This is a genomic window from Pseudomonas sp. KK18 (genome assembly GCF_037094675.1).
In the GTDB taxonomy this organism is placed as follows: Bacteria; Pseudomonadota; Gammaproteobacteria; order Pseudomonadales; family Pseudomonadaceae; genus Aquipseudomonas.
In genome coordinates this window covers 1,265,703-1,286,377 of record NZ_CP146605.1, presented here as the reverse complement: position 1 = coordinate 1,286,377, position 20,675 = coordinate 1,265,703, and the positions used below count along the sequence as shown (strand labels likewise).

Here is a 20,675-nt window from a genome sequence, read left to right as displayed (position 1 = left end):
TTCAACCCTGCACGATGCAGGTGGCCAGGTGCGCTGCAAGCGCATCAAAGGCAATGCTTTGTTGTTCACCCTGACCACGCAGGGGTTTGAAACTTACCACTTGCTGGGCCAATTCATCATCACCCAGGATCAGTGCATACAACGCACCGCTCTTGTCGGCTTTCTTGAACTGGCTTTTGAAGCTGCCGGCGCCGGCATTGACTTGCAGGCGCAGGTTCGGCAGTTGGTCGCGCAGTTTCTCGCTCAGGGCCAGGGCAGCCAGTTCGGCCGCCTCGCCAAAGGCACAGAAGTACACGTCCACCTGACGGGAGATTTCTTCGGGAACCTGCTCCAGGGTTTCCAGCAGCAGGATCAGCCGCTCGATGCCCATGGCAAAACCTACGCCGGTGGTCGGCTTGCCGCCCATCTGCTCGACCAGGCCGTCGTAACGACCACCGGCACACACCGTGCCCTGGGCGCCGAGCTTGTCGGTGACCCACTCGAACACGGTCTTGCTGTAGTAATCGAGGCCACGCACCAGTTTCGGGTTGATGACGTAAGGAATACCGGCTGCATCCAGGCGAGCCTTGAGGCCCTCGAAGTGGATACGGGACTCGTCGTCAAGGTAGTCGGCCATTTTCGGCGCGTCCACCAGTACGGCCTGGGTCTCGGCGTTCTTGGTGTCCAGTACCCGCAGCGGGTTGGTTTTCAGGCGGCGCTGGCTGTCTTCGTCCAGCTTGTCCAGGTGGGCCGACAGGAATTCCACCAGGGCTTCGCGGTAGCGGCCCCGGGATTCGCTGGTGCCCAGGCTGTTGAGTTCAAGCTTGACCGCATCGCGGATGCCCAGCATGCCCCACAGGCGCCAGGTCAGCACGATCAGCTCGGCGTCGATGTCCGGACCGTCTAGGTTGAAGACTTCCAGGCCGATCTGGTGAAACTGGCGATAACGGCCTTTCTGCGGACGCTCGTGGCGGAACATCGGGCCGATGTACCAGAGCTTCTGCGGCTGGCCACCGCCGGTGAGGCCATGTTCGAGCACCGCACGCACACACGCGGCAGTACCTTCCGGACGCAGGGTCAGGGAGTCACCGTTGCGGTCTTCGAAGGTGTACATCTCTTTTTCGACGATGTCGGTCACTTCACCGATGGAGCGCTTGAACAGCTCGGTGAACTCGACGATCGGCATGCGGATCTGCTTGTAACCGTAGTTATCCAGCAGGCGCGCGACTGTGCCCTCGAAGTAGCGCCACAGGGGCGTCTGCTCAGGCAGGATGTCGTTCATGCCACGAATGGCTTGCAGAGACTTGCTCACATCAAATCCTTAAATTCGTTCGATCAGCCGCGCGCGATAACCGCTGCGTCAGCTTCGACCTTTTCGGCCGCTTTCTGGCGGATCAGCCGTTCCAGCTCATCCACCAGATTGTCATTCGTCAATTTCTGCGACGGCTTGCCGTCGATGTAAATCAGGTTTGGCGTACCACCGGTCAGGCCCACATGGGCCTCTTTGGCCTCACCCGGCCCGTTGACCACACAGCCGATCACCGCGACATCCAGCGGCACCAGCAGGTCTTCGAGGCGTACTTCCAGTTCGTTCATGGTTTTCACCACGTCGAAGTTCTGCCGCGAGCAGCTCGGGCAGGCAATGAAGTTGATGCCACGGGAACGCAAATGCAGGGATTTGAGAATGTCGTAACCGACTTTCACTTCCTCTACCGGGTCTGCCGCGAGGGAGATGCGAATAGTATCGCCAATCCCGTCGGCCAGCAGCATACCGAGACCCACCGCAGATTTCACTGTGCCTGAGCGTAAACCGCCGGCTTCGGTGATACCCAGGTGCAGCGGCTGGACGATTTCCTTGGCCAGCAGGCGGTACGCTTCTACCGCCATGAACACGTCGGAAGCCTTTACGCTGACCTTGAAGTCCTGGAAATTCAGGCGTTCAAGGTGTTCTACGTGGCGCAGCGCGGACTCGACCAGTGCGGCCGGCGTCGGCTCGCCGTACTTCTTTTGCAGGTCTTTTTCCAGGGAGCCGGCGTTGACGCCGATGCGGATTGGAATCCCGCGATCACGGGCGGCATCCACCACGGCGCGAACCCGGTCTTCACGGCCGATGTTGCCCGGGTTGATCCGCAGGCAATCGACGCCCAACTCGGCCACGCGCAACGCGATCTTGTAGTCGAAGTGGATATCGGCGACCAGCGGCACTTTGACCAGTTGCTTGATGCGGCCAAAGGCTTCGGCAGCGTCCATGTCCGGTACGGAAACCCGCACGATGTCGACGCCCGCCGCTTCCAGGCGGTTGATCTGGGCGACAGTGGCCGCCACATCATTGGTGTCGCTGTTGGTCATGCTCTGTACTGCGATGGGGGCATCGCCGCCCACCGGCACCGAGCCGACCCAGATCTTGCGCGATACGCGACGTTTGATTGGAGATTCGCCGTGCATGACTTTATTGTCCCAACTTGAGGCGAGCAGTCTCGCCACTGGTGAACGGCGCCACGTCCACAGGCTGGCCGTTGTAGGCCACTTGCGCGCCACGGGCAAAGCCCAGACGCAGCGTCAAAGGAGGCTTGCCGCCCTGGTCAAGTGTATCTCCCTTACGCTTCAGACCACTGAACAGCACCTTGCCGTTGCCATCGGAGACTTGCGTCCAGCAGTCAGCGACGTAGGTAATTTGTACTCGGCCATCACCGGCGATCAATACCGGGGTGGTTGGCGCGGAAATCGCCGGGGCGACGGGAGCCGTTGTTGCCGGAGCCTGCGCCGGTACTGCTGGCGTTGCTGGCGTATGAGCTGGAGCAGCAGGCGTCACTGCAACCGCTGGAGCGGGTGCGACGGGTGCCACTGCGGCGGCAGTACCTGCTTCGGGCGCAGGCTGCTCGGCGCTTGGCTCTGCCTCAGGCGCCGCCTGACCCTGGGCCACGGCCTGGTCTTCCGGCTCATCCAACGGATGAATCTGGGTGGTGCCGTCGGCGCTTTCGACTTCGACGTGCTCCATGGCGTTGCTGGACAAGTCCTTGCCACGCTGGGCGGTCTGATCCTGCCACCATACAAAACCACCGCCGATCACGGCGATGAGCAGCAACAGGCTGACAATGCGCAAAATGGTGTGGGAAACCCGCACAGGCTCTTCAATGCGGCCAAGACCATGGACATTGCTGCCCTGGGAATCGGTACCGGTGATTTGGTCGAATTCCTGGACCAATGCAGCCTGGTCGATACCCAGCAACTTGGCGTAGGCGCGGATATAGCCGCGGGCAAAGGTATGCCCTGGCAGCTTGTCGAATGCGCCAGCTTCAAGGTTGCCCAATGAAGTCGTGGTCAAATTGAGCTTGAGGGCCACTTCTGCCAGCGACCAACCATTGCTTTCGCGGGCCTGACGCAAGGTCTCGCCTGGGTTTCCACGATTAGCTGCTACAACTTCCGGGTGCGCCGCTTTCATCATTGCTCCGACAGGTATTGCTGATATTCCGGCGTACCGGGATAGAGTCGTTCGAGTTGCTGGCCAAAACGTGCGGCCTTGTCGCGTTCTTCATGAACCGTCGCCAGGCGCACACCGAGCAATAGACTACGTGCATTTTGCCCGCTCAGCAGGCTAAAACGCTCGTAATAGTCACGTGCCGGCACATAATGCCTGTCTTCGAAGGACAACTCAGCCATTTCGAGCAAGGCCCGTGGCTGGCGCTGGTTCAGGTGCAGGGCTTTTTCCAGTTGCTGGCGTGCGGTGTCGCGCTGGCCGAGAAGCATTGAGGTCACCCCCAGGTTCTCGAAAACCCGCGAACGCTCAGGATAGAGGGTATCGGCCGCAGCCTGCTGGAAATATTCGGATGCCTGGGCATAACGTTTCTGCGCAAACAAAAAACTGCCGTAGTTATTCAGCAGTCTTGGGTCGCCAGGGCGTGTGGCCAGGGCCTTTTGGAAATATTGATCGGCCAATTCGGGCTCGGCCTGGGCCTGGAACACCAAGGCCAACGCAGCATTGGCGTCGGCGTCGCTGCCATCCAGCTCGAGGGCTTTTTTCAGCGGCACCTTGGCCTGTTCGGTCATCCCTTGCTGCAAGTACCCCAAGCCCAGCTGCACATAGGCAGCTCGCGCTTCGTCACGGCCCTTGCCGGTTTGCAACGGGCTGTCATGGCCCGATGAAACACAGCCAGCCGCGAGGCTGGCAACAAGCAAAAGCAGCGCAAGGCGCAAGGGCATAGAGATCCTCTCTCAGGTTCGAGTCGCGGCGCTTTGCGGCATATCGTCGGCGGCACTCAATTCACGCACGGCGATATAACGTTCGCTGCGACGGGTGCGATCCAGCACCTGTCCTACCAATTGGCCACATGCCGCATCGATGTCTTCGCCGCGGGTGGTGCGCACGGTGACATTGAAGCCTGCATGGTGCAGTTGATCCTGGAAACGGCGGATGGCGTTGTTGCTCGGCCGCTCATAGCCAGAATGGGGAAACGGGTTAAACGGAATCAGGTTGATCTTGCACGGTACGTTCTTGAGCAACTCGATCATCTCGACCGCGTGCTCGACCTTGTCGTTGATGTCCTTGAGCATGGTGTACTCAATGGTCAACACACGCTTTTCGCCCAAGGTCGCCATGTAACGCTGGCAAGATTCGAGCAGCATCTTAAGCGGATACTTCTTGTTGATCGGCACCAATTGGTTACGCAATGCGTCATTCGGTGCGTGCAGCGACAACGCCAGGGAGACGTCGATGTGCTTGGCCAGCTCATCGATCATCGGTACCACGCCGGAGGTCGACAGGGTCACGCGGCGCTTGGAGATACCGTAGCCCAGGTCGTCCATCATCAGGTGCATGGCCGCGACAACGTTGTCGAAGTTCAGCAGCGGCTCGCCCATGCCCATCATCACCACGTTGGTGATGGCACGGTCGGCGGTCGCCGGGATGCTGCCGAACGATTTATTGGCAATCCACACCTGGCCGATGACTTCGGCGGCGGTGAGGTTGCTGTTGAAACCTTGCTTGCCGGTGGAGCAGAAACTGCAGTCCAGGGCACAGCCTGCCTGGGACGAAACGCACAGAGTGCCGCGTTTGCCCTGGGGAATGTACACGGTCTCGACGCAGCTGCCGGACGCCACGCGCACCACCCACTTACGGGTGCCGTCGGTGGAAATGTCCTCGCTGACCACTTCGGGGCCGCGAACTTCGGCAATGGCCTTGAGCTTGTCGCGCAGGGCCTTGCTGACGTTCGTCATGGCGTCGAAATCATCGACGCCAAGATGGTGAATCCACTTCATTACCTGAGCGGCACGAAAACGCTTCTCCCCGATTGAGTCGAAGAATTTTTCCATTTCCTGTTGAGTCAGACCCAGCAGGTTGGTTTTTGCAGTCAATGTAGTCATGGATTCACCTTCGCTCTTTTAAGCCAATGCTTAGCGAGCGGTTACTTCAGTAGCAGCGAAAAAGTACGAGATTTCGCGGGCAGCAGCGGCTTCGGAGTCCGAACCGTGAACGGCGTTGGCGTCGATCGATTCAGCGAAGTCAGCACGGATGGTGCCGGCAGCAGCTTCTTTAGGGTTGGTAGCGCCCATCAGCTCACGGTTCAGAGCGATAGCGTTTTCGCCTTCCAGAACCTGAACAACAACAGGGCCGGAGATCATGAAGGCAACCAGGTCGCCGAAGAAACCACGAGCGCTGTGCTCAGCGTAGAAGCCTTCAGCTTCAGCCTTGGACAGTTGCTTGAGTTTCGAAGCTACAACCTTCAGGCCGGCTTTTTCGAAACGAGTGGTGATCTCGCCGATGACGTTTTTTGCAACAGCGTCAGGCTTGATGATGGAGAAAGTACGTTGAACAGCCATGGTGTAACTCCAGAAACGGTAATTTGCGAAAAATTAAACCCGCGAATTATACGCGGGTTCTTGGGTATTGCCTAACTGCGTAAAAAGGCGATTCAGTCTGCTTCTTCGATCCACAGGCCTTGTATCGCCTCAAGAACCTTTTCGCCACCCCGATCCGGGATGTCGTCAAATTCCGGCAGCTGCATCACCAGGTTGCGCAACTTGACGAAGTTCACCGACAGAGGATCGACATCCGGGTGAGCTTCAGCAAGTTGTATAGCGATTTCTTGTACATCAACCCATTTCAGGCTCATGACATTTCCTTGAATCAATGCGGCGCTTCGGCGGCATGGTTGAGCGAATACTTCGGAATCTCGACGGTGAGGTCTTCTGTTCCCACTTTTGCCTGACAGCTCAATCGCGACGTCGGCTCAAGGCCCCACGCCCTATCAAGATAGTCCTCTTCCAGCTCATCAGCCTCTTCCAGGCTATTGAAACCTTCGCGGATGATGCAATGGCACGTGGTACAGGCGTTAACGCCGCCGCAGGCGCTTTCGATCTCGATGTGGTTATCGTGAGCGACTTCGAGAATGGACTTGCCGGTCTCAGCCTCCACAACCATACCGTCCGGGCAATGCTCGGCGTGTGGCAGAAAAATGATCTGCGGCATCAGTTAATCCTCAAGTTCATTCAAGTTGCGGCCCGCCAGGGCGGCTTTTACCGTCTGGTCCATACGACGGGCGGCAAAGGCATCGGTCACTTGCGACAGGCGCTTGGTCTGTTGCTCGATGGCGTAACCATCGGTGCCTTTCATCAATTCAGCCAGTTCCTGCATTTGCAGGTCGATGACCATGCGCTCTTCGGCATCCAGCAGACGTTCGCCGTCAGCTTCCAGGGCGCCCTGCACCGCTTCGAGCAGGCGCTGGGCGTCGACTTGCTGCTCACGCAGCACGCGGGCGACCTTGTCGTCACCGGCGTACTGGAACGAATCCTTGAGCATCTTGGCGATTTCACCGTCGGTCAGGCCGTAGGACGGCTTGACCTGGATGCTGGCTTCAACGCCGGAGGCCAGTTCGCGAGCGGCAACGCTGAGCAAGCCGTCGGCGTCGACCTGGAAGGTCACGCGAATCTTCGCCGCACCAGCCACCATCGCCGGAATGCCGCGCAATTCGAAGCGCGCCAGGGAACGGCAGTCGCTGATCAGCTCACGCTCGCCTTGCAGCACGTGAATCATCATGGCCGTCTGGCCATCTTTGTACGTGGTGAAGTCCTGGGCGCGGGCAACGGGGATGGTGGTGTTGCGTGGAATCACCTTCTCCATCAGGCCGCCCATGGTTTCCAGCCCCAGGGACAACGGGATCACGTCGAGCAGAAGCAGTTCGCCACCATCACGCTTGTTACCGGCGAGGGTATCGGCCTGGATCGCGGCACCGATAGCCACCACTTGATCCGGGTCGATTTCAGTCAGCGGCTGACGGCCGAAGGCTTCAGCGACCGCCTCACGAACACGCGGCACGCGGGTCGAACCACCCACCATGACCACGGCGACCACGTCTTCCAGCTCGACACCGGAATCACGCACGGCGCGGCGGCAGGCTTTCAGGCTGCGGGCGACCATCGGTTCGATCAACGAATCGAACGCTTCGCGGGTCAGTTGAGCCGACCAGCTACCGTAGGAAACTTCAACCGACGCAGCGTCAGTCAGCGCTTCTTTGGCGGCACAGGCAGTTTGCAGCAAATTACGTTGCGCACCCGGGTCCAGGTCGGCAGACAAGCCGGCGCTGGTGATGATCCAGCCAGCAATGGCGTGATCGAAGTCATCGCCACCCAGGGCGGTATCGCCACCGGTAGCCAGCACTTCGAAGACACCGCCGGTCAGGCGCAGGATCGAAATATCAAAGGTACCGCCGCCCAGGTCGTAAATTGCCACCAGGCCTTCGGCGTGCTGATCCAGGCCGTAAGCCACAGCGGCTGCGGTCGGCTCGTTGAGCAGGCGCAGCACGTTCAGGCCGGCAAGTTTCGCCGCATCCTTGGTGGCCTGGCGCTGAGCGTCATCGAAATATGCAGGAACAGTAATCACCGCACCTACCAGTTCGCCACCCAAGGTGGTTTCGGCGCGCTGGCGCAAGACCTTGAGGATATCGGCCGACACTTCCACCGGGCTTTTCGGGCCCTGGATCGTGTCGATGAACGGCATATGTGATTCGCCGCCGACAAAGCGGTATGGAAGCTGGTCGCCCAGCTGCTTGACGTCGGACAAACCACGACCCATCAAGCGCTTGACCGACAGCACGGTATTCAAAGGATCGGTAGACGCCGCCAGCCTGGCCGACTCGCCCACTTCGGTGCGGTCAGCGTGATAACGCACGGCAGACGGCAGGATGACCTGGCCATCCGCGTCGGGCAGCGGCTCGGAAAGACCGCTGCGCAATGCAGCGACCAGCGAATTGGTAGTGCCCAAGTCAATCCCGACCGCCAGACGACGCTGGTGCGGTTGAGGACTTTGACCGGGTTCGGCGATCTGCAGTAGGGCCATGGTAATCAGGACTTATCTGTATATCAGGCGTGCAACCTGGGCGGCACTGGGTTAATCGTCGAGGCGCTCTTCTAACTGGCGCACTTCGTAGGTGAGCTTGTCGAGGAACTGCATGCGCCGCATCAGGCGTTCGGCCTGTTCACGTTGCGCTGCATCATCCCAACAGGCTGCGAAGCTTTCGTTGAGTTCATCCTGGGCCACTTTCAGACGGCGCTTGAACACTGCGACTCCGGCCAGATCAGCCTCGTCCTGCAGTTCTTCAAGCTCCTCGCGCCATTGCATCTGCTGCATCAGGAAATCAGGGTCCTGGACCGTGACTTCAAGCGGCAGCTCGCGACCGCCCATCGCGAGCAGGTAGCGCGCGCGTTTGGGAGGGTTCTTGAGCGTCTGATAGGCTTCGTTGAGGCTGGCTGATTGCTCCAGCGCCAGGCGTTGCTCACGCTCGGAAGCGTCAGCGAAGCGGTCCGGATGCACCCCACGCGCCAGTTCACGGTAGCGCGTGGCAAGCTGTTCAAGGTCCAGTCGAAAACTCGGCTGCAGCTCGAACAAAGCGAAATGACAAGGAGTACCCACGATCAGCCTCAGATGTTGAAGCTTTCGCCGCAGCCACATTCACCGCGTACGTTGGGGTTGTTGAACTTGAAGCCTTCGTTCAACCCTTCCTTGACGAAATCGAGTTCGGTGCCGTCCAGGTAGGTCAGGCTTTTCGGGTCGATGATCACTTTTTCGCCGTGACTCTCGAACACCTGATCTTCCTCGACCACCTCGTCGACAAACTCCAGCACGTAGGCAAGGCCGGAACAGCCTGTGGTGCGAACACCCAGACGAATCCCCTCACCTTTACCGCGCCCATTCAGGGAGCGGCGAATGTGCTGCGCAGCCGCTTCTGTCATGCTGATAGCCATCGTGACTCCTTACTCGTCGCCAAATTGCTTAGATCAAGCCTTTCTTCTGCTTGTAGTCGCGAACGGCCGCCTTGATGGCGTCTTCTGCGAGTACCGAGCAGTGGATTTTCACTGGCGGCAAGGCCAGTTCTTCGGCCAGCTGGGTGTTGCTGATAGTCACAGCCTCATCCAGGGTCTTGCCTTTCATCCATTCGGTCGCCAGGGAGCTGGAGGCGATGGCCGAACCGCAACCGTAGGTCTTGAACTTGGCGTCTTCGATAACGCCAGCTTCGTTGACCTTGATCTGCAGGCGCATAACGTCGCCGCACGCCGGAGCGCCGACCATGCCGGTGCCGACATCAGGGTCTTCCGCGTTCATCTTGCCGACGTTGCGCGGGTTTTCGTAGTGGTCGATGACCTTTTCGCTGTAAGCCATGGTACTGAATCCTCACTCATCAGGGCCGCTCTGGAACCCTGCAAACACGCCTGCGTTTTCCGCCACGTCTTTACAGAGCCTTTTGGGTGGCGGCTTCTATATTTAGTGTGCCGCCCACTCGATCTTGGAAATGTCGACACCGTCCTTGTACATGTCCCACAGCGGGGACAAGGTACGCAGCTTGGTGACGGCCTCGCAGACTTTCTGCGCGGCGTAGTCGACTTCTTCTTCGGTGGTGAAACGGCCGAATGTAAAGCGGATCGAGCTGTGAGCCAGTTCGTCGTTGCGGCCCAGGGCGCGCAGGACGTAAGACGGCTCAAGGGAAGCCGAGGTGCAGGCCGAACCGGACGAAACCGCCAGGTCCTTGAGCGCCATGATCAGCGACTCGCCTTCGACGTAGTTGAAGCTCAAATTCAGGTTGTGCGGTACACGGGCGGTCATGCTGCCGTTGATGTACAGCTCTTCAAGGTGCTCGACCTGCTTGTAGAAGCGATCGCTCAGGGCCTTGATGCGCACGTTTTCGGCAGCCATGTCTTCCTTGGCCACACGGAACGCTTCGCCGATGCCGACGATCTGGTGGGTCGCCAGGGTGCCCGAACGCATGCCGCGCTCGTGACCGCCGCCGTGCATGGTGGCTTCGATACGTACGCGAGGCTTGCGGCTCACGTAGAGCGCGCCAATGCCTTTAGGGCCGTAGGTCTTGTGGGCAGAGAACGACATCAGGTCGACTTTCAGTTTCGACAGGTCAATATCGACCTTGCCGGTGGACTGCGCAGCGTCGACGTGCAGCAACACGCCCTTGGAGCGGGTCAGCTCGCCGATGGCGGCGATGTCGTTGATGGTGCCGATTTCGTTGTTCACGTGGATCACGGAAACCAGGATGGTGTCTTCACGCATCGCGGCTTCGATCATCGCAGGGGTCACGATACCGTCGGTGGTTGGCTCGAGGTAGGTAACCTCAAAACCTTCACGCTCCAGTTGGCGCATGGTGTCGAGGACAGCCTTGTGCTCAATCTTGGTGGTGATCAGGTGTTTGCCTTTGGTCGCGTAGAAATGCGCCGCACCCTTGATTGCCAGGTTGTCGGATTCGGTGGCACCGGAGGTCCAGACGATTTCACGTGGGTCGGCATTCACCAGGTCAGCGACCTGGCGACGAGCGTTTTCCACTGCTTCTTCGGCTTTCCAGCCGAAAACGTGGGAACGGGACGCCGGGTTACCGAAGTTTCCGTCAACCAGCAGGCATTCGCTCATCTTTTGCGCGACACGCGGATCAACCGGGGTGGTCGCTGAGTAATCAAGGTAAATCGGCAATTTCATGGACTTTCTCCTAAATCAGGCTGGCTGGCGTGCCGTTAGCTCTTCGGCTGTCACTCGACGGCGGACGCTTCAATCTTGTCCAGACGCGGCGCCTTGGTGTTGCAACGGCGCTGGTCCTGACGCTGGGCTACTTCTTGCACCTCACGGCGAGTCACAAGATCAGCCAAGCTGATACCACTCAAAAACTCATGGATCTGCAGGCTCAGGTCACACCACAAGTGGTGCGTGAGGCAGGTGTCACCAGCGTGGCAATCACCCAGCCCCTGGCATTTGGTGGCATCGACGGATTCATTCACCGCGTCGATCACCTGGGCGACCTGGATGCCCTGCATGTCGCGGGACAATTGATAGCCGCCGCCTGGACCACGAACGCTGGAAACCAGATTGCTGCGGCGCAACTTGGCGAACAACTGCTCGAGGTAGGACAGGGAAATGCCTTGGCGCTCGGAGATATCGGCCAGGGACACCGGCCCATTTTGCGCGTGCAAGGCCAGGTCAAGCATGGCGGTCACCGCGTATCGGCCTTTTGTAGTCAGTCTCATGGACAAGTACCAAGGTGTTTCAGAATGGGAGCAAGTATGCGATTCCCGAGTATTTAAGTCAACTATAAGACCTAGTACTTTAGTCAGGAATACCCGTAAAAAGGGCGCGCGAATCATAGCAGGGCGGGACGGGATGGACCAGCGGGAACAGGGCCAAGCCCCCAACCTCAAGACCAATGGAGATCAAATGTGGGAGCTGGCTTGCCTGCGATAGCGGTTTGCCAGCCAGCCTTTCCGGCACTGACTCGCCGCCATCGCAGGCAAGCCAGCTCCCACTGGGATCGCTACCGGCTCAAGAGTCAGCCAGCTTTGGTAGCGCTTTCGTCCTTGATCTCGGCGAAGTCTTCCTTGCGCAGCTCAGGCAGATCCTTGGCGCAGTAGCTGCTGCCGAGGTCTTTCAGGGCACCGCACATACCGTCCAGCTTGCCGTCCACCGCTTGCAGGTGATCCAGCAACTGACCGATGGCACGCGCTACCGGGTCAGGCATGTCTTCGCTGACGCCATAGGCATCGAAGCCGATCTTCTCGGCCATGGCCTTGCGCTTGGCTTCCTGCTCATCACCCACTTCCGGCTTGACGATGATCCGCCCCGGAATACCGACAACCGTTGCGCCAGGCGGTACAGCCTTGGTCACCACAGCATTGGAGCCGACCTTGGCGCCCGCACCCACGGTAAACGGACCGAGCACCTTCGCGCCCGCCCCGACTACAACGCCATCTTCCAGCGTAGGGTGGCGCTTGCCTTTGTTCCAGGTTGTGCCACCCAGGGTCACGCCCTGGTACAGGGTCACGTCATCACCAATCTCGGCGGTCTCGCCAATAACGATGCCCATGCCGTGGTCGATAAAAAAGCGGCGGCCGACCTTGGCGCCCGGATGAATCTCAATCCCGGTCAACCAACGGCCGAAGTTCGACACCAGCCGCGCCAGCCATTTCCAGCCCATGCCCCACAAGGCGCCGGACAGGCGATGGATCCAGATCGCATGCATGCCCGGGTAGCAGGTCAGCACTTCAAAGGCGTTGCGCGCCGCCGGGTCACGGTGGAAAACACTCTGGATATCTTCTCGCAAACGCTCGAACATTTTTAATCCTTCCGCTTAAGAAGCTCGCCACGGGCCGCTTTCTGGGTTTCCGTGAGGATGCCACGCAATATATTCATTTCTGCCCGGCTGACCGAGCTGCGTCCGTATAGCCGGCGCAGACGCGCCATCAAGTGCCGCGGTTTTTCCGGATCGAGGAACTCGATGGCCACCAGGGTTTGCTCCAGGTGCTCATAGAATCGCTCCAACTCGTCCATGGTGGCCAGTTCGCCACTCTTGGTCGATGCAACCTCATCCTTTTCAACCTTGCTTGGCTGGCCTTCAGCGGCCAGCCAGGCCATGCGCACTTCATAGCTCAACACCTGCACCGCTGCCCCGAGGTTCAGCGAACTGAACTCGGGGTCTGATGGGATGTGCACGTGATAATGACATCGCTGCAGCTCTTCATTGGTCAGGCCGGAGTCTTCACGGCCGAATACCAAGGCGATTTCAGCGCCGCCGGCGGCCTCTTCCACGACTTTGGTCCCGCATTCGCGAGGATCCAGCAGCGGCCAGGGGATGCGACGGTCGCGAGCGCTGGTGCCGAGCACGAGGTTGCAGCCGACCAGGGCGTCTTCCAGGGTGGCAACGACCTGGGCTTTTTCGAGGATGTCATTGGCGCCGGACGCGCGCGCATCGGCCTCGTGGTGCGGGAACACCCGCGGCTCCACCAGCACCAGGCGCGTCAGCCCCATGTTCTTCATGGCTCGCGCCACGCCGCCGATATTGCCGGGATGACTGGTATTGACGAGGACGACACGGATGTTTTGCAGCAAGGGAGGCGCTCTCGGACACGGGAAAGGGGAGCAAATCTTACAGAACAGCCTAAGGTTATGCCATGAAAGGTAACGTCGTCCTTCACCTGAAGAAAGTTTCTGCTAGAATGCTCGGCTTTCTTTAACAACCTTAGGTGACACATCCATGCAGCCCATGCTGAATATCGCGCTGCGCGCCGCCCGCAGCGCCAGTGAATTGATCTTCCGCTCCATCGAGCGCCTGGATACCATCAAGGTCGACGAAAAAGACGCCAAGGATTACGTATCCGAGGTGGATCGCGCCGCCGAGCAGAAAATCATCGACGCGCTGCGCAAGGCCTACCCTACCCACGGCATCCTCGGTGAAGAAACCGGTTTGCACAAAGGTAGCGGCGAAGGCGAAGACTACCTGTGGATCATCGACCCACTGGATGGCACCACCAACTTCCTGCGCGGTATCCCGCACTTTGCCGTGAGCATTGCCTGCAAATACCGTGGCCGCCTGGAACACGCCGTTGTGCTGGACCCGGTTCGCCAGGAAGAATTCACCGCCAGCCGTGGCCGTGGCGCCCAGTTGAACGGTCGCCGCCTGCGCGTCAGCGGTCGCACCAGCCTCGACGGCGCCCTGCTGGGTACCGGCTTCCCGTTCCGTGACGACCAGATGGACAACCTGGAAAACTACCTGGGCATGTTCCGCGCCCTGGTTGGCCAGACCGCCGGCATCCGTCGCGCCGGCGCAGCCAGCCTGGACCTGGCGTATGTCGCTGCCGGTCGTTTTGATGCGTTTTGGGAGTCGGGCCTGTCCGAGTGGGACATGGCTGCAGGCGCACTGCTGATTCAAGAAGCGGGCGGCCTGGTGAGCGACTTCACCGGTGGTCACGACTTCCTGGAGAAGGGTCACGTGGTTGCCGGCAACACCAAATGCTTCAAGGCAGTCCTGACGGCGATCCAGCCGCACCTGCCGGCTTCGCTGAAGCGCTAAGCGAGCGAGCACAAAAAAGCACCCCTCGGGGTGCTTTTTTTATACCTGGGATTACTGCTGCGGCTGGTTCTGACCGATAACCAGGCGCCCTTCCTTGTCGACGGGGATCTGGTTGCCTGGATCACGATCCATGCGCACGGAGCCTTCCTTGCCGTCCAGGGTGTAACGTACGTCGTACCCGACAACCTTGTCGCTGATGTCATTAACGGTATTACAACGAGTTTGCGTGGTGGTGTAGGTATCGCGGTTCTGCATGCCTTCCTGAACCTTGTTACCAGCGTAACCGCCACCGACCGCACCGGCCACGGTGGCCAGCTTCTTGCCATTACCGCCGCCGACCTGATTACCCAACAGGCCGCCCGCCAGCGCACCGACCACCGTACCGACGATCTGATGCTGATCCTGCACAGGTTTCTGCCGGGTTACGGCAACATCCTTGCAGACTTCACGCGGGGTTTTAATCTGGGTTTTCACCGGCTGCACCGCCAGCACTTGCGCATACTCAGGGCCGCTTTTTACCAGGCTGTAGGTGGCAACAGCACCCCCGGCAGTCACACCGACAGCACCCAATACCGCACCAACCAGTAACGACTTGTTCACGTGAACCTCCTGACCATCACAAACGGACCGAACGATCCGCGCTATACCCAGCCTTGGAGCAAAAAAAAAGGCGCGAGTTCAATACTCGCGCCTTATTTGTAACAGCAGATCAACAATCACCCATCAAGGGCGGTCGTCGACCTCCTTGCCGGTGCTGGCAGGAGGGATCAAGTCTTCGCTGTTGAGGTTCAGCCAGATCAGTACCACGTTGGCGATGTAGATCGACGAGTAGGTACCCGCCAGCACGCCGATGAACAGCGACAGCGAGAAGCCCCACAGGTTGTCGCCACCGAACACCATCAGTGCGGCAATCGCCAGCAAGGTGGAGATCGAAGTCGCCATGGTGCGCAGCAGGGTCTGGGTGGTGGAGATGTTGATGTTCTCGATCAACGTCGCCTTGCGCAGCACCCGGAAGTTCTCACGAACCCGGTCGAATACCACGATGGTGTCGTTGAGGGAGTAGCCAATGATTGCCAGCACCGCCGCCAATACCGTCAGGTCGAAGGTGATCTGGAAGTAGGCCAGGATACCCACGGTCACGATCACGTCGTGGATCAGCGACACAATGGCGCCGACACCGAACTTCCACTGAAAGCGGAAAGCCAGGTAGATCATGATGCCGACCAGCGCCATCAGCATGCCGAGGCCGCCTTGGTCACGCAGTTCTTCACCTACCTGCGGGCCCACGAACTCGACGCGCTTGACCGACGCCGGGTTGTCGCCGCCGACCTTCTGCAAGGCCTCGGCTACCTGGTGACCCAGTTGCGGGTCTTCGCCCGGCATACGCACCAGCAGGTCAGTGGTTGCACCAAAGCTCTGGACGATGGCTTCGTGATAGCCGGCCTTGACCAGCTCGTTGCGCACCAGGCTAACGTCGGCCGGCTTCTCGTAGGTCAGCTCGATGAGCGTACCGCCGGTGAAGTCCAGACCGTAGTTCAGGCCCTTATGGAACCAGCTGAACAACGCCAGAACGGTCAGGAGCATGGTGAAGCCGAACGCAACGTTGCGAACGCCCATGAAGTTGATTGTACGTAACATGGCAGCCCCTTAAATCCACAACTTCTTGAAGTCACGTCCGCCAAAGATCAGGTTGACCATTGCGCGGGTCACCATGATGGCCGTGAACATCGAGGTAAAGATACCGAGGGACATGGTCACCGCAAAACCTTTGACCGGGCCGGTGCCCATGGCAAAGAGAATCCCGCCGACCAACAGGGTGGTCAGGTTGGAGTCGAGAATTGCAGTAAATGCCCGGCCGAAGCCTTCGTTGATTGCCCGTTGCACGGTCATGCCCGCAGCAATCTCTTCACGAATCCGCGAGAAGATCAGTACGTTGGCGTCAACCGCCATACCCATGGTGAGTACGATACCGGCGATACCTGGCAGGGTCAGCGTTGCACCCAGCAGCGACATCAGGGCCAGCAGCATCACCATGTTGCCCGCCAGCGCGACGGTGGCGATGACGCCGAAGAAGCGATAGATGGCGATGATGAACAGGGAGACGAACAGCATGCCCCACAGTGCAGCGTCGATACCCTTGGTGATGTTGTCAGCACCCAGGCTCGGGCCGATGGTACGTTCTTCAGCGAAGTACATCGGGGCGGCCAGGCCACCGGCACGCAGCAGCAGCGCCAGTTCGGATGACTCACCCTGGCCGTTCAGGCCGGTGATGCGGAATTGAGCACCCAGCGGCGACTGGATGGTCGCCAGGCTGATGATCTTCTTCTCTTCTTTAAAGGTCTGTACCGGTACGTCTTTCTCGACGCCGTCGACCACTTGCTTGGTGTAGGTGGTGACAGGACGCTGCTCGATGAAGATCACCGCCATGCTGCGACCGACGTTGCTGCGGGTTGCGCGGCTCATCAGTTCGCCGCCGTGGCCATCCAGGCGGATGTTCACTTCAGGCGTACCGTGCTCGCCGAAACCAGCCTTGGCGTCGGTCACCTGGTCACCCGTAATGATCAAGCCACGCTCGATCAGTGCAGGTGGACGATTGCCTTCACGGAACTCGAACTCTTCTGCAGTAGCACGGGTAGCACCCGGCTCAGCCGCCAGGCGGAATTCCAGGTTGGCTGTTTTACCCAGGATACGCTTGGCTTCAGCGGTGTCCTGCACGCCCGGCAGTTCAACCACGATGCGGTTGGCACCCTGGCGCTGAACGATCGGCTCGGCCACACCCAGCTCGTTGACGCGGTTACGTACCGTGGTCAAGTTCTGCTTGATCGAGTATTCACGGATTTCCGCCAGCTTGGCCGGGGTCATCGCCAGACGCAGTACCGCCTGACCATTGAGGTCGGCCGGAACAATGTCGAAATCGTTGAAGTTCTTGCGGATCAGCGCACGGGCCTGTTCGCGGGTTGCTTCGTCAGCAAAGCCCAGTTGGATGGCACCGTTGAGCTGCGGCAGGCTGCGATAACGCAGGCGCTCTTTACGCAGCAGGCTCTTCACATCGCCTTCGTAGACTTTCAGGCGAGCGTCGAGGGCCTTGTCCATGTCCACTTCCAGCAGGAAGTGCACACCACCGGACAAGTCCAGACCCAGCTTCATCGGGTGTGCGCCGATCGCGCGCAGCCATTTTGGCGTGGTCTGTGCCAGGTTCAGTGCGACGACGTAGTCATCACCCATGACCTTGCGCACAACGTCTTTTGCCGGCAATTGGTCTTCTTGCTTGGTCAGGCGCAACAAGCCGCCCTTCGCATCAGCAGCCAAACTTGCCGCTTTAACCTGGATACCCGCGTCGGTGAGCGCTTTGCTCGCACGGTCCAGATCAGCCTGATTGACCTGCAGCGCAGTGCTGGCGCCAGTGATCTGGATAGCCGGGTCATCAGGATAGAGATTGGGAGCGGAATAAATAAAACCGATCGCCAGCACCGCCAGGATCAGTACGTATTTCCACAGAGGGTATTTGTTCAGCATCACGCCGCCCGCTTATAACGCGGGGCGCCTTGCGCGCCCCGTCGATTGGTAAAGGTTGTTACTTAGATCGCTTTGAGCGTGCCTTTTGGCAGCGTGGCAGCGATGGCGCCCTTCTGGAACTTCATTTCTACGGTGTCGGAGACTTCCAGAACCACGAAAGCGTCGGACACTTTAGTGATCTTGCCGGCGATGCCGCCAGTGGTCACGACTTCGTCGCCTTTCTGCAAGCTGCCCAGCAGGTTCTTCTGCTCTTTGGCGCGCTTGGCCTGTGGACGCCAGATCATCAGGTAGAAGATGACCAGGAAGCCGACCAGGAAAATCCACTCAAAACCACCGCCCATAGGACCGGCAGCGGCCGGTGCAGCGGCATCAGCCATGGCATTAGAGATAAAAAAGCTCATTTAGCACTCCAGTTGCAAATAGTGAATCTTAGGGTCGGAAAACTCAGTCCAAGGGCGGCACAGGCAGCCCGCGCTTGGCATAGAAGGCATCGACGAAGGCGGCCAATGTACCCTGTTGAATAGCCTCGCGCAAACCAGCCATCAGGACTTGGTAGTGACGCAAATTGTGGATGGTATTCAACATGCTACCCAGCATTTCCCCACACTTGTCCAGATGGTGCAGATAAGCGCGCGAGAAGTTCTGGCAGGTGTAGCAGTCACAGGTAGGATCCAGCGGCGATTCATCATGGCGATGGAACGCGTTACGGATCTTCAGCACGCCTGTATCGATGAACAGATGCCCATTGCGGGCATTACGGGTTGGCATCACGCAATCGAACATGTCCACACCGCGGCGCACACCCTCTACGAGATCCTCCGGTTTGCCAACGCCCATAAGGTAACGAGGTTTGTCAGCCGGCATCAGGCCCGGCAGGTAATCCAGCACCTTGATCATCTCGTGCTTGGGCTCGCCCACCGACAGGCCGCCGATGGCCAAGCCGTCGAAGCCGATCTTGTCCAGGCCGTCCAGCGAGCGCTTGCGCAAGCTTTCATGCATGCCGCCCTGCACAATACCGAACAGGGCAGCGGTGTTATCGCCATGGGCGTTTTTCGAGCGCTGGGCCCAACGCAACGACAGTTCCATGGAAATCCGCGCGACGTCTTCATCGGCCGGGTACGGCGTGCACTCGTCGAAAATCATCACGATGTCGGAGCCCAGGTCACGTTGCACCTGCATCGACTCTTCCGGGCCCATGAACACTTTGGCGCCGTCCACCGGGGAGGCGAAGGTCACGCCCTCCTCCTTGATCTTGCGCATGGCGCCCAGGCTGAACACCTGGAAACCACCGGAGTCAGTGAGGATCGGGCCTTGCCACTTCATGAAGTCATGCAGGTCGCCATGCTTCTTGATCACTTCGGTGCCCGGGCGCAGCCACAGGTGGAAGGTGTTGCCGAGGATGATCTCGGCGCCCGTGGCGACGATGTCACGCGGCAGCATGCCTTTTACCGTGCCGTAGGTACCGACCGGCATAAAAGCCGGGGTCTCGACGGTACCGCGAGGGAAAGTCAAACGGCCGCGGCGAGCTTTACCATCCGTGGCCAGCAATTCAAACGACATACGACTCATGATTGTTCCTCTGGGCCGCGCGGCGCCGGATTACGGGTGATAAACATCGCATCACCGTAGCTGAAAAAACGGTATCCGTTATCGATGGCGGCTTGATAAGCGGCCATGGTCTCGGGATAACCGGCAAATGCCGACACCAGCATCAACAGCGTGGATTCCGGCAAATGGAAATTGGTCACCAGGGCATCGACCACATGAAACGGCCGGCCCGGGTAGATAAAGATGTCTGTGTCGCCACTGAACGGCTTGAGCACGCCATCGCGCGCCGCGCTTTCCAGCGAGCGCACGCTGGTCGTACCGACCGCCACCACCCGCCCGCCGCGCGCCTTGCACGCTTCAACCGCATCCACGACGTCCTGGCTGACTTCCAGCCACTCGCTGTGCATATGGTGGTCTTCGATGTTATCCACACGCACCGGCTGAAACGTGCCGGCCCCCACGTGCAGGGTCACATAGGCCGTTTCAACGCCTTTGGCGGCAATCGCATCCAGAAGCGGCTGGTCGAAATGCAGCCCCGCCGTCGGTGCAGCCACCGCGCCCAGTCGCTGGGAATACACCGTCTGATAACGCTCGCGGTCCGAGTCTTCATCCGGGCGGTCTATATAAGGAGGCAACGGCATATGGCCGACGCGTTCCAGCAGCGGCAACACTTCCTCGGCAAACCCAAGCTCGAACAACGCATCATGACGGGCCAGCATTTCTGCTTCGCCACCGCCATCGATAAGGATCTTCGAACCCGGTTTCGGCGACTTGCTGGAGCGCACATGGGCCAGCACGCGATGGCTGTCCAGCACCCGCTCCACCAGAATTTCCAGCTTGCCGCCGGATGCTTTCTGGCCAAAAAGGCGAGCCGGAATCACCCGGGTATTGTTGAAAACCATCAAGTCGCCTGGGCGTAAATGCTCAAGCAAATCAGTGAATTGACGGTGTGCGAGGGCACCGCTGACCCCGTCCAGGGTCAGCAGTCGACTGGCGCGACGCTCGGCCAAAGGATGGCGAGCGATCAGCGAATCAGGGAGCTCAAAAGTAAAGTCAGCAACGCGCATGATGGGGTTCGTCTAGCAGGGCCGGGAAGTCTAGCGGAAATAGTGAAAATTGACCATGAAACGTGATTGACCAACGGTAATCTCATCTCTATACTTCGCCGCCATTGAGCCCTGATGGCGGAATTGGTAGACGCGGCGGATTCAAAATCCGTTTTCGAAAGGAGTGGGAGTTCGAGTCTCCCTCGGGGCACCATCTTAAAAAAAGACCTTGAAATTCAAGGTCTTTTTTTTCGCCTGC

23 protein-coding genes and 1 tRNA gene are annotated in these 20,675 nt (G+C 59.3%); 2 read left to right on the top strand and 22 right to left on the bottom strand.

The window, feature by feature from the left end; genetic code table 11:
- Position 1: 1 nt before the first annotated feature.
- The 16 genes from hisS to trmJ all read right to left on the bottom strand — a co-directional run bounded on the left by hisS (position 2) and on the right by trmJ (position 13,345).
- Positions 2-1,291 carry a histidine--tRNA ligase gene (gene hisS, locus V6607_RS05645; protein ID WP_003209664.1) on the bottom strand — a complete coding sequence of 430 codons (1,290 nt, stop codon included), beginning with the start codon at positions 1,289-1,291 and terminating at the stop codon, positions 2-4.
- Positions 1,292-1,314: 23 nt separating this feature from the next.
- Entirely contained in the window at positions 1,315-2,424 is a 1,110-nt protein-coding gene (ispG, locus tag V6607_RS05640; protein WP_003209666.1) for a flavodoxin-dependent (E)-4-hydroxy-3-methylbut-2-enyl-diphosphate synthase, read from the bottom strand.
- 4 nt (positions 2,425-2,428) lie between these two features.
- Complete coding sequence (locus tag V6607_RS05635; protein WP_003209667.1) at positions 2,429-3,421, bottom strand: RodZ family helix-turn-helix domain-containing protein; 993 nt, start codon at positions 3,419-3,421, stop codon at positions 2,429-2,431.
- Entirely contained in the window at positions 3,421-4,179 is a 759-nt protein-coding gene (gene pilW / locus V6607_RS05630; RefSeq protein ID WP_003209669.1) for a type IV pilus biogenesis/stability protein PilW, read from the bottom strand. The genes V6607_RS05635 and pilW overlap by 1 nt, the downstream gene beginning before the upstream one ends.
- A gap of 12 nt (positions 4,180-4,191) precedes the next feature.
- On the bottom strand, positions 4,192-5,340 hold the full coding sequence (gene rlmN / locus V6607_RS05625; RefSeq protein WP_003209670.1) for a 23S rRNA (adenine(2503)-C(2))-methyltransferase RlmN: 1,149 nt from the start codon (positions 5,338-5,340) through the stop codon (positions 4,192-4,194).
- A gap of 30 nt (positions 5,341-5,370) precedes the next feature.
- The gene (gene ndk / locus V6607_RS05620; protein WP_003175956.1) at positions 5,371-5,796 is read right to left on the bottom strand and encodes a nucleoside-diphosphate kinase; all 426 of its coding nucleotides are present in this window, start codon (positions 5,794-5,796) and stop codon (positions 5,371-5,373) included.
- Positions 5,797-5,888: 92 nt separating this feature from the next.
- A complete protein-coding gene (iscX, locus tag V6607_RS05615; protein ID WP_003209673.1) occupies positions 5,889-6,089 on the bottom strand; it encodes a Fe-S cluster assembly protein IscX in 201 nt (66 codons plus the stop codon).
- 14 nt (positions 6,090-6,103) lie between these two features.
- On the bottom strand, positions 6,104-6,445 hold the full coding sequence (gene fdx, locus V6607_RS05610) for an ISC system 2Fe-2S type ferredoxin (RefSeq protein WP_003209674.1): 342 nt from the start codon (positions 6,443-6,445) through the stop codon (positions 6,104-6,106).
- Positions 6,446-6,448: 3 nt separating this feature from the next.
- Positions 6,449-8,311: a Fe-S protein assembly chaperone HscA gene (gene hscA, locus V6607_RS05605; RefSeq protein ID WP_003209676.1), complete on the bottom strand. Its 1,863-nt coding sequence runs from the start codon at positions 8,309-8,311 to the stop codon at positions 6,449-6,451.
- 51 nt (positions 8,312-8,362) lie between these two features.
- Positions 8,363-8,884 (bottom strand): co-chaperone HscB, encoded by a 522-nt coding sequence (hscB, locus tag V6607_RS05600; RefSeq protein ID WP_008438289.1) that lies wholly within the window; start codon positions 8,882-8,884, stop codon positions 8,363-8,365.
- 8 nt (positions 8,885-8,892) lie between these two features.
- Entirely contained in the window at positions 8,893-9,216 is a 324-nt protein-coding gene (gene iscA / locus V6607_RS05595) for an iron-sulfur cluster assembly protein IscA (RefSeq protein WP_003209680.1), read from the bottom strand.
- Positions 9,217-9,244: 28 nt separating this feature from the next.
- The gene (gene iscU, locus V6607_RS05590; protein ID WP_003209682.1) at positions 9,245-9,631 is read right to left on the bottom strand and encodes a Fe-S cluster assembly scaffold IscU; all 387 of its coding nucleotides are present in this window, start codon (positions 9,629-9,631) and stop codon (positions 9,245-9,247) included.
- A gap of 102 nt (positions 9,632-9,733) precedes the next feature.
- The gene (locus tag V6607_RS05585) at positions 9,734-10,948 is read right to left on the bottom strand and encodes an IscS subfamily cysteine desulfurase (protein WP_008438290.1); all 1,215 of its coding nucleotides are present in this window, start codon (positions 10,946-10,948) and stop codon (positions 9,734-9,736) included.
- Between the two features lie 50 nt (positions 10,949-10,998).
- Positions 10,999-11,490, bottom strand: coding sequence for a Fe-S cluster assembly transcriptional regulator IscR (iscR, locus tag V6607_RS05580; RefSeq protein ID WP_003210305.1), 492 nt, complete (start codon positions 11,488-11,490; stop codon positions 10,999-11,001).
- A gap of 299 nt (positions 11,491-11,789) precedes the next feature.
- Positions 11,790-12,572 (bottom strand): serine O-acetyltransferase, encoded by a 783-nt coding sequence (gene cysE / locus V6607_RS05575; RefSeq protein ID WP_003210306.1) that lies wholly within the window; start codon positions 12,570-12,572, stop codon positions 11,790-11,792.
- A 2-nt stretch (positions 12,573-12,574) separates the two neighbouring features.
- Positions 12,575-13,345: a tRNA (cytosine(32)/uridine(32)-2'-O)-methyltransferase TrmJ gene (trmJ, locus tag V6607_RS05570; RefSeq protein ID WP_003210307.1), complete on the bottom strand. Its 771-nt coding sequence runs from the start codon at positions 13,343-13,345 to the stop codon at positions 12,575-12,577.
- 145 nt (positions 13,346-13,490) lie between these two features.
- Between trmJ and suhB the strand changes: the two genes are divergently transcribed.
- Positions 13,491-14,306, top strand: coding sequence for an inositol-phosphate phosphatase (gene suhB / locus V6607_RS05565; protein WP_003175971.1), 816 nt, complete (start codon positions 13,491-13,493; stop codon positions 14,304-14,306).
- Between the two features lie 51 nt (positions 14,307-14,357).
- On the opposite strand, the gene V6607_RS05560 is transcribed toward suhB, so the two are convergent.
- From V6607_RS05560 to queA, 6 genes are all read right to left on the bottom strand, one after another.
- Positions 14,358-14,906, bottom strand: a complete 549-nt coding sequence (locus V6607_RS05560; RefSeq protein ID WP_003210309.1) for a glycine zipper 2TM domain-containing protein — start codon at positions 14,904-14,906, stop codon at positions 14,358-14,360.
- A 123-nt stretch (positions 14,907-15,029) separates the two neighbouring features.
- Positions 15,030-15,944, bottom strand: a complete 915-nt coding sequence (gene secF / locus V6607_RS05555; protein WP_003210311.1) for a protein translocase subunit SecF — start codon at positions 15,942-15,944, stop codon at positions 15,030-15,032.
- A gap of 9 nt (positions 15,945-15,953) precedes the next feature.
- Complete coding sequence (secD, locus tag V6607_RS05550; protein WP_003210312.1) at positions 15,954-17,822, bottom strand: protein translocase subunit SecD; 1,869 nt, start codon at positions 17,820-17,822, stop codon at positions 15,954-15,956.
- A gap of 62 nt (positions 17,823-17,884) precedes the next feature.
- Complete coding sequence (gene yajC, locus V6607_RS05545) at positions 17,885-18,223, bottom strand: preprotein translocase subunit YajC (protein WP_003175975.1); 339 nt, start codon at positions 18,221-18,223, stop codon at positions 17,885-17,887.
- Between the two features lie 43 nt (positions 18,224-18,266).
- Positions 18,267-19,382: a tRNA guanosine(34) transglycosylase Tgt gene (tgt, locus tag V6607_RS05540; protein WP_166742186.1), complete on the bottom strand. Its 1,116-nt coding sequence runs from the start codon at positions 19,380-19,382 to the stop codon at positions 18,267-18,269.
- Positions 19,383-19,387: 5 nt separating this feature from the next.
- Positions 19,388-20,437 carry a tRNA preQ1(34) S-adenosylmethionine ribosyltransferase-isomerase QueA gene (gene queA, locus V6607_RS05535; RefSeq protein WP_008438293.1) on the bottom strand — a complete coding sequence of 350 codons (1,050 nt, stop codon included), beginning with the start codon at positions 20,435-20,437 and terminating at the stop codon, positions 19,388-19,390.
- Between the two features lie 108 nt (positions 20,438-20,545).
- Here queA and V6607_RS05530 point away from each other — a divergent pair.
- Positions 20,546-20,630 (top strand) — tRNA-Leu (locus V6607_RS05530).
- Positions 20,631-20,675 lie beyond the last annotated feature (45 nt).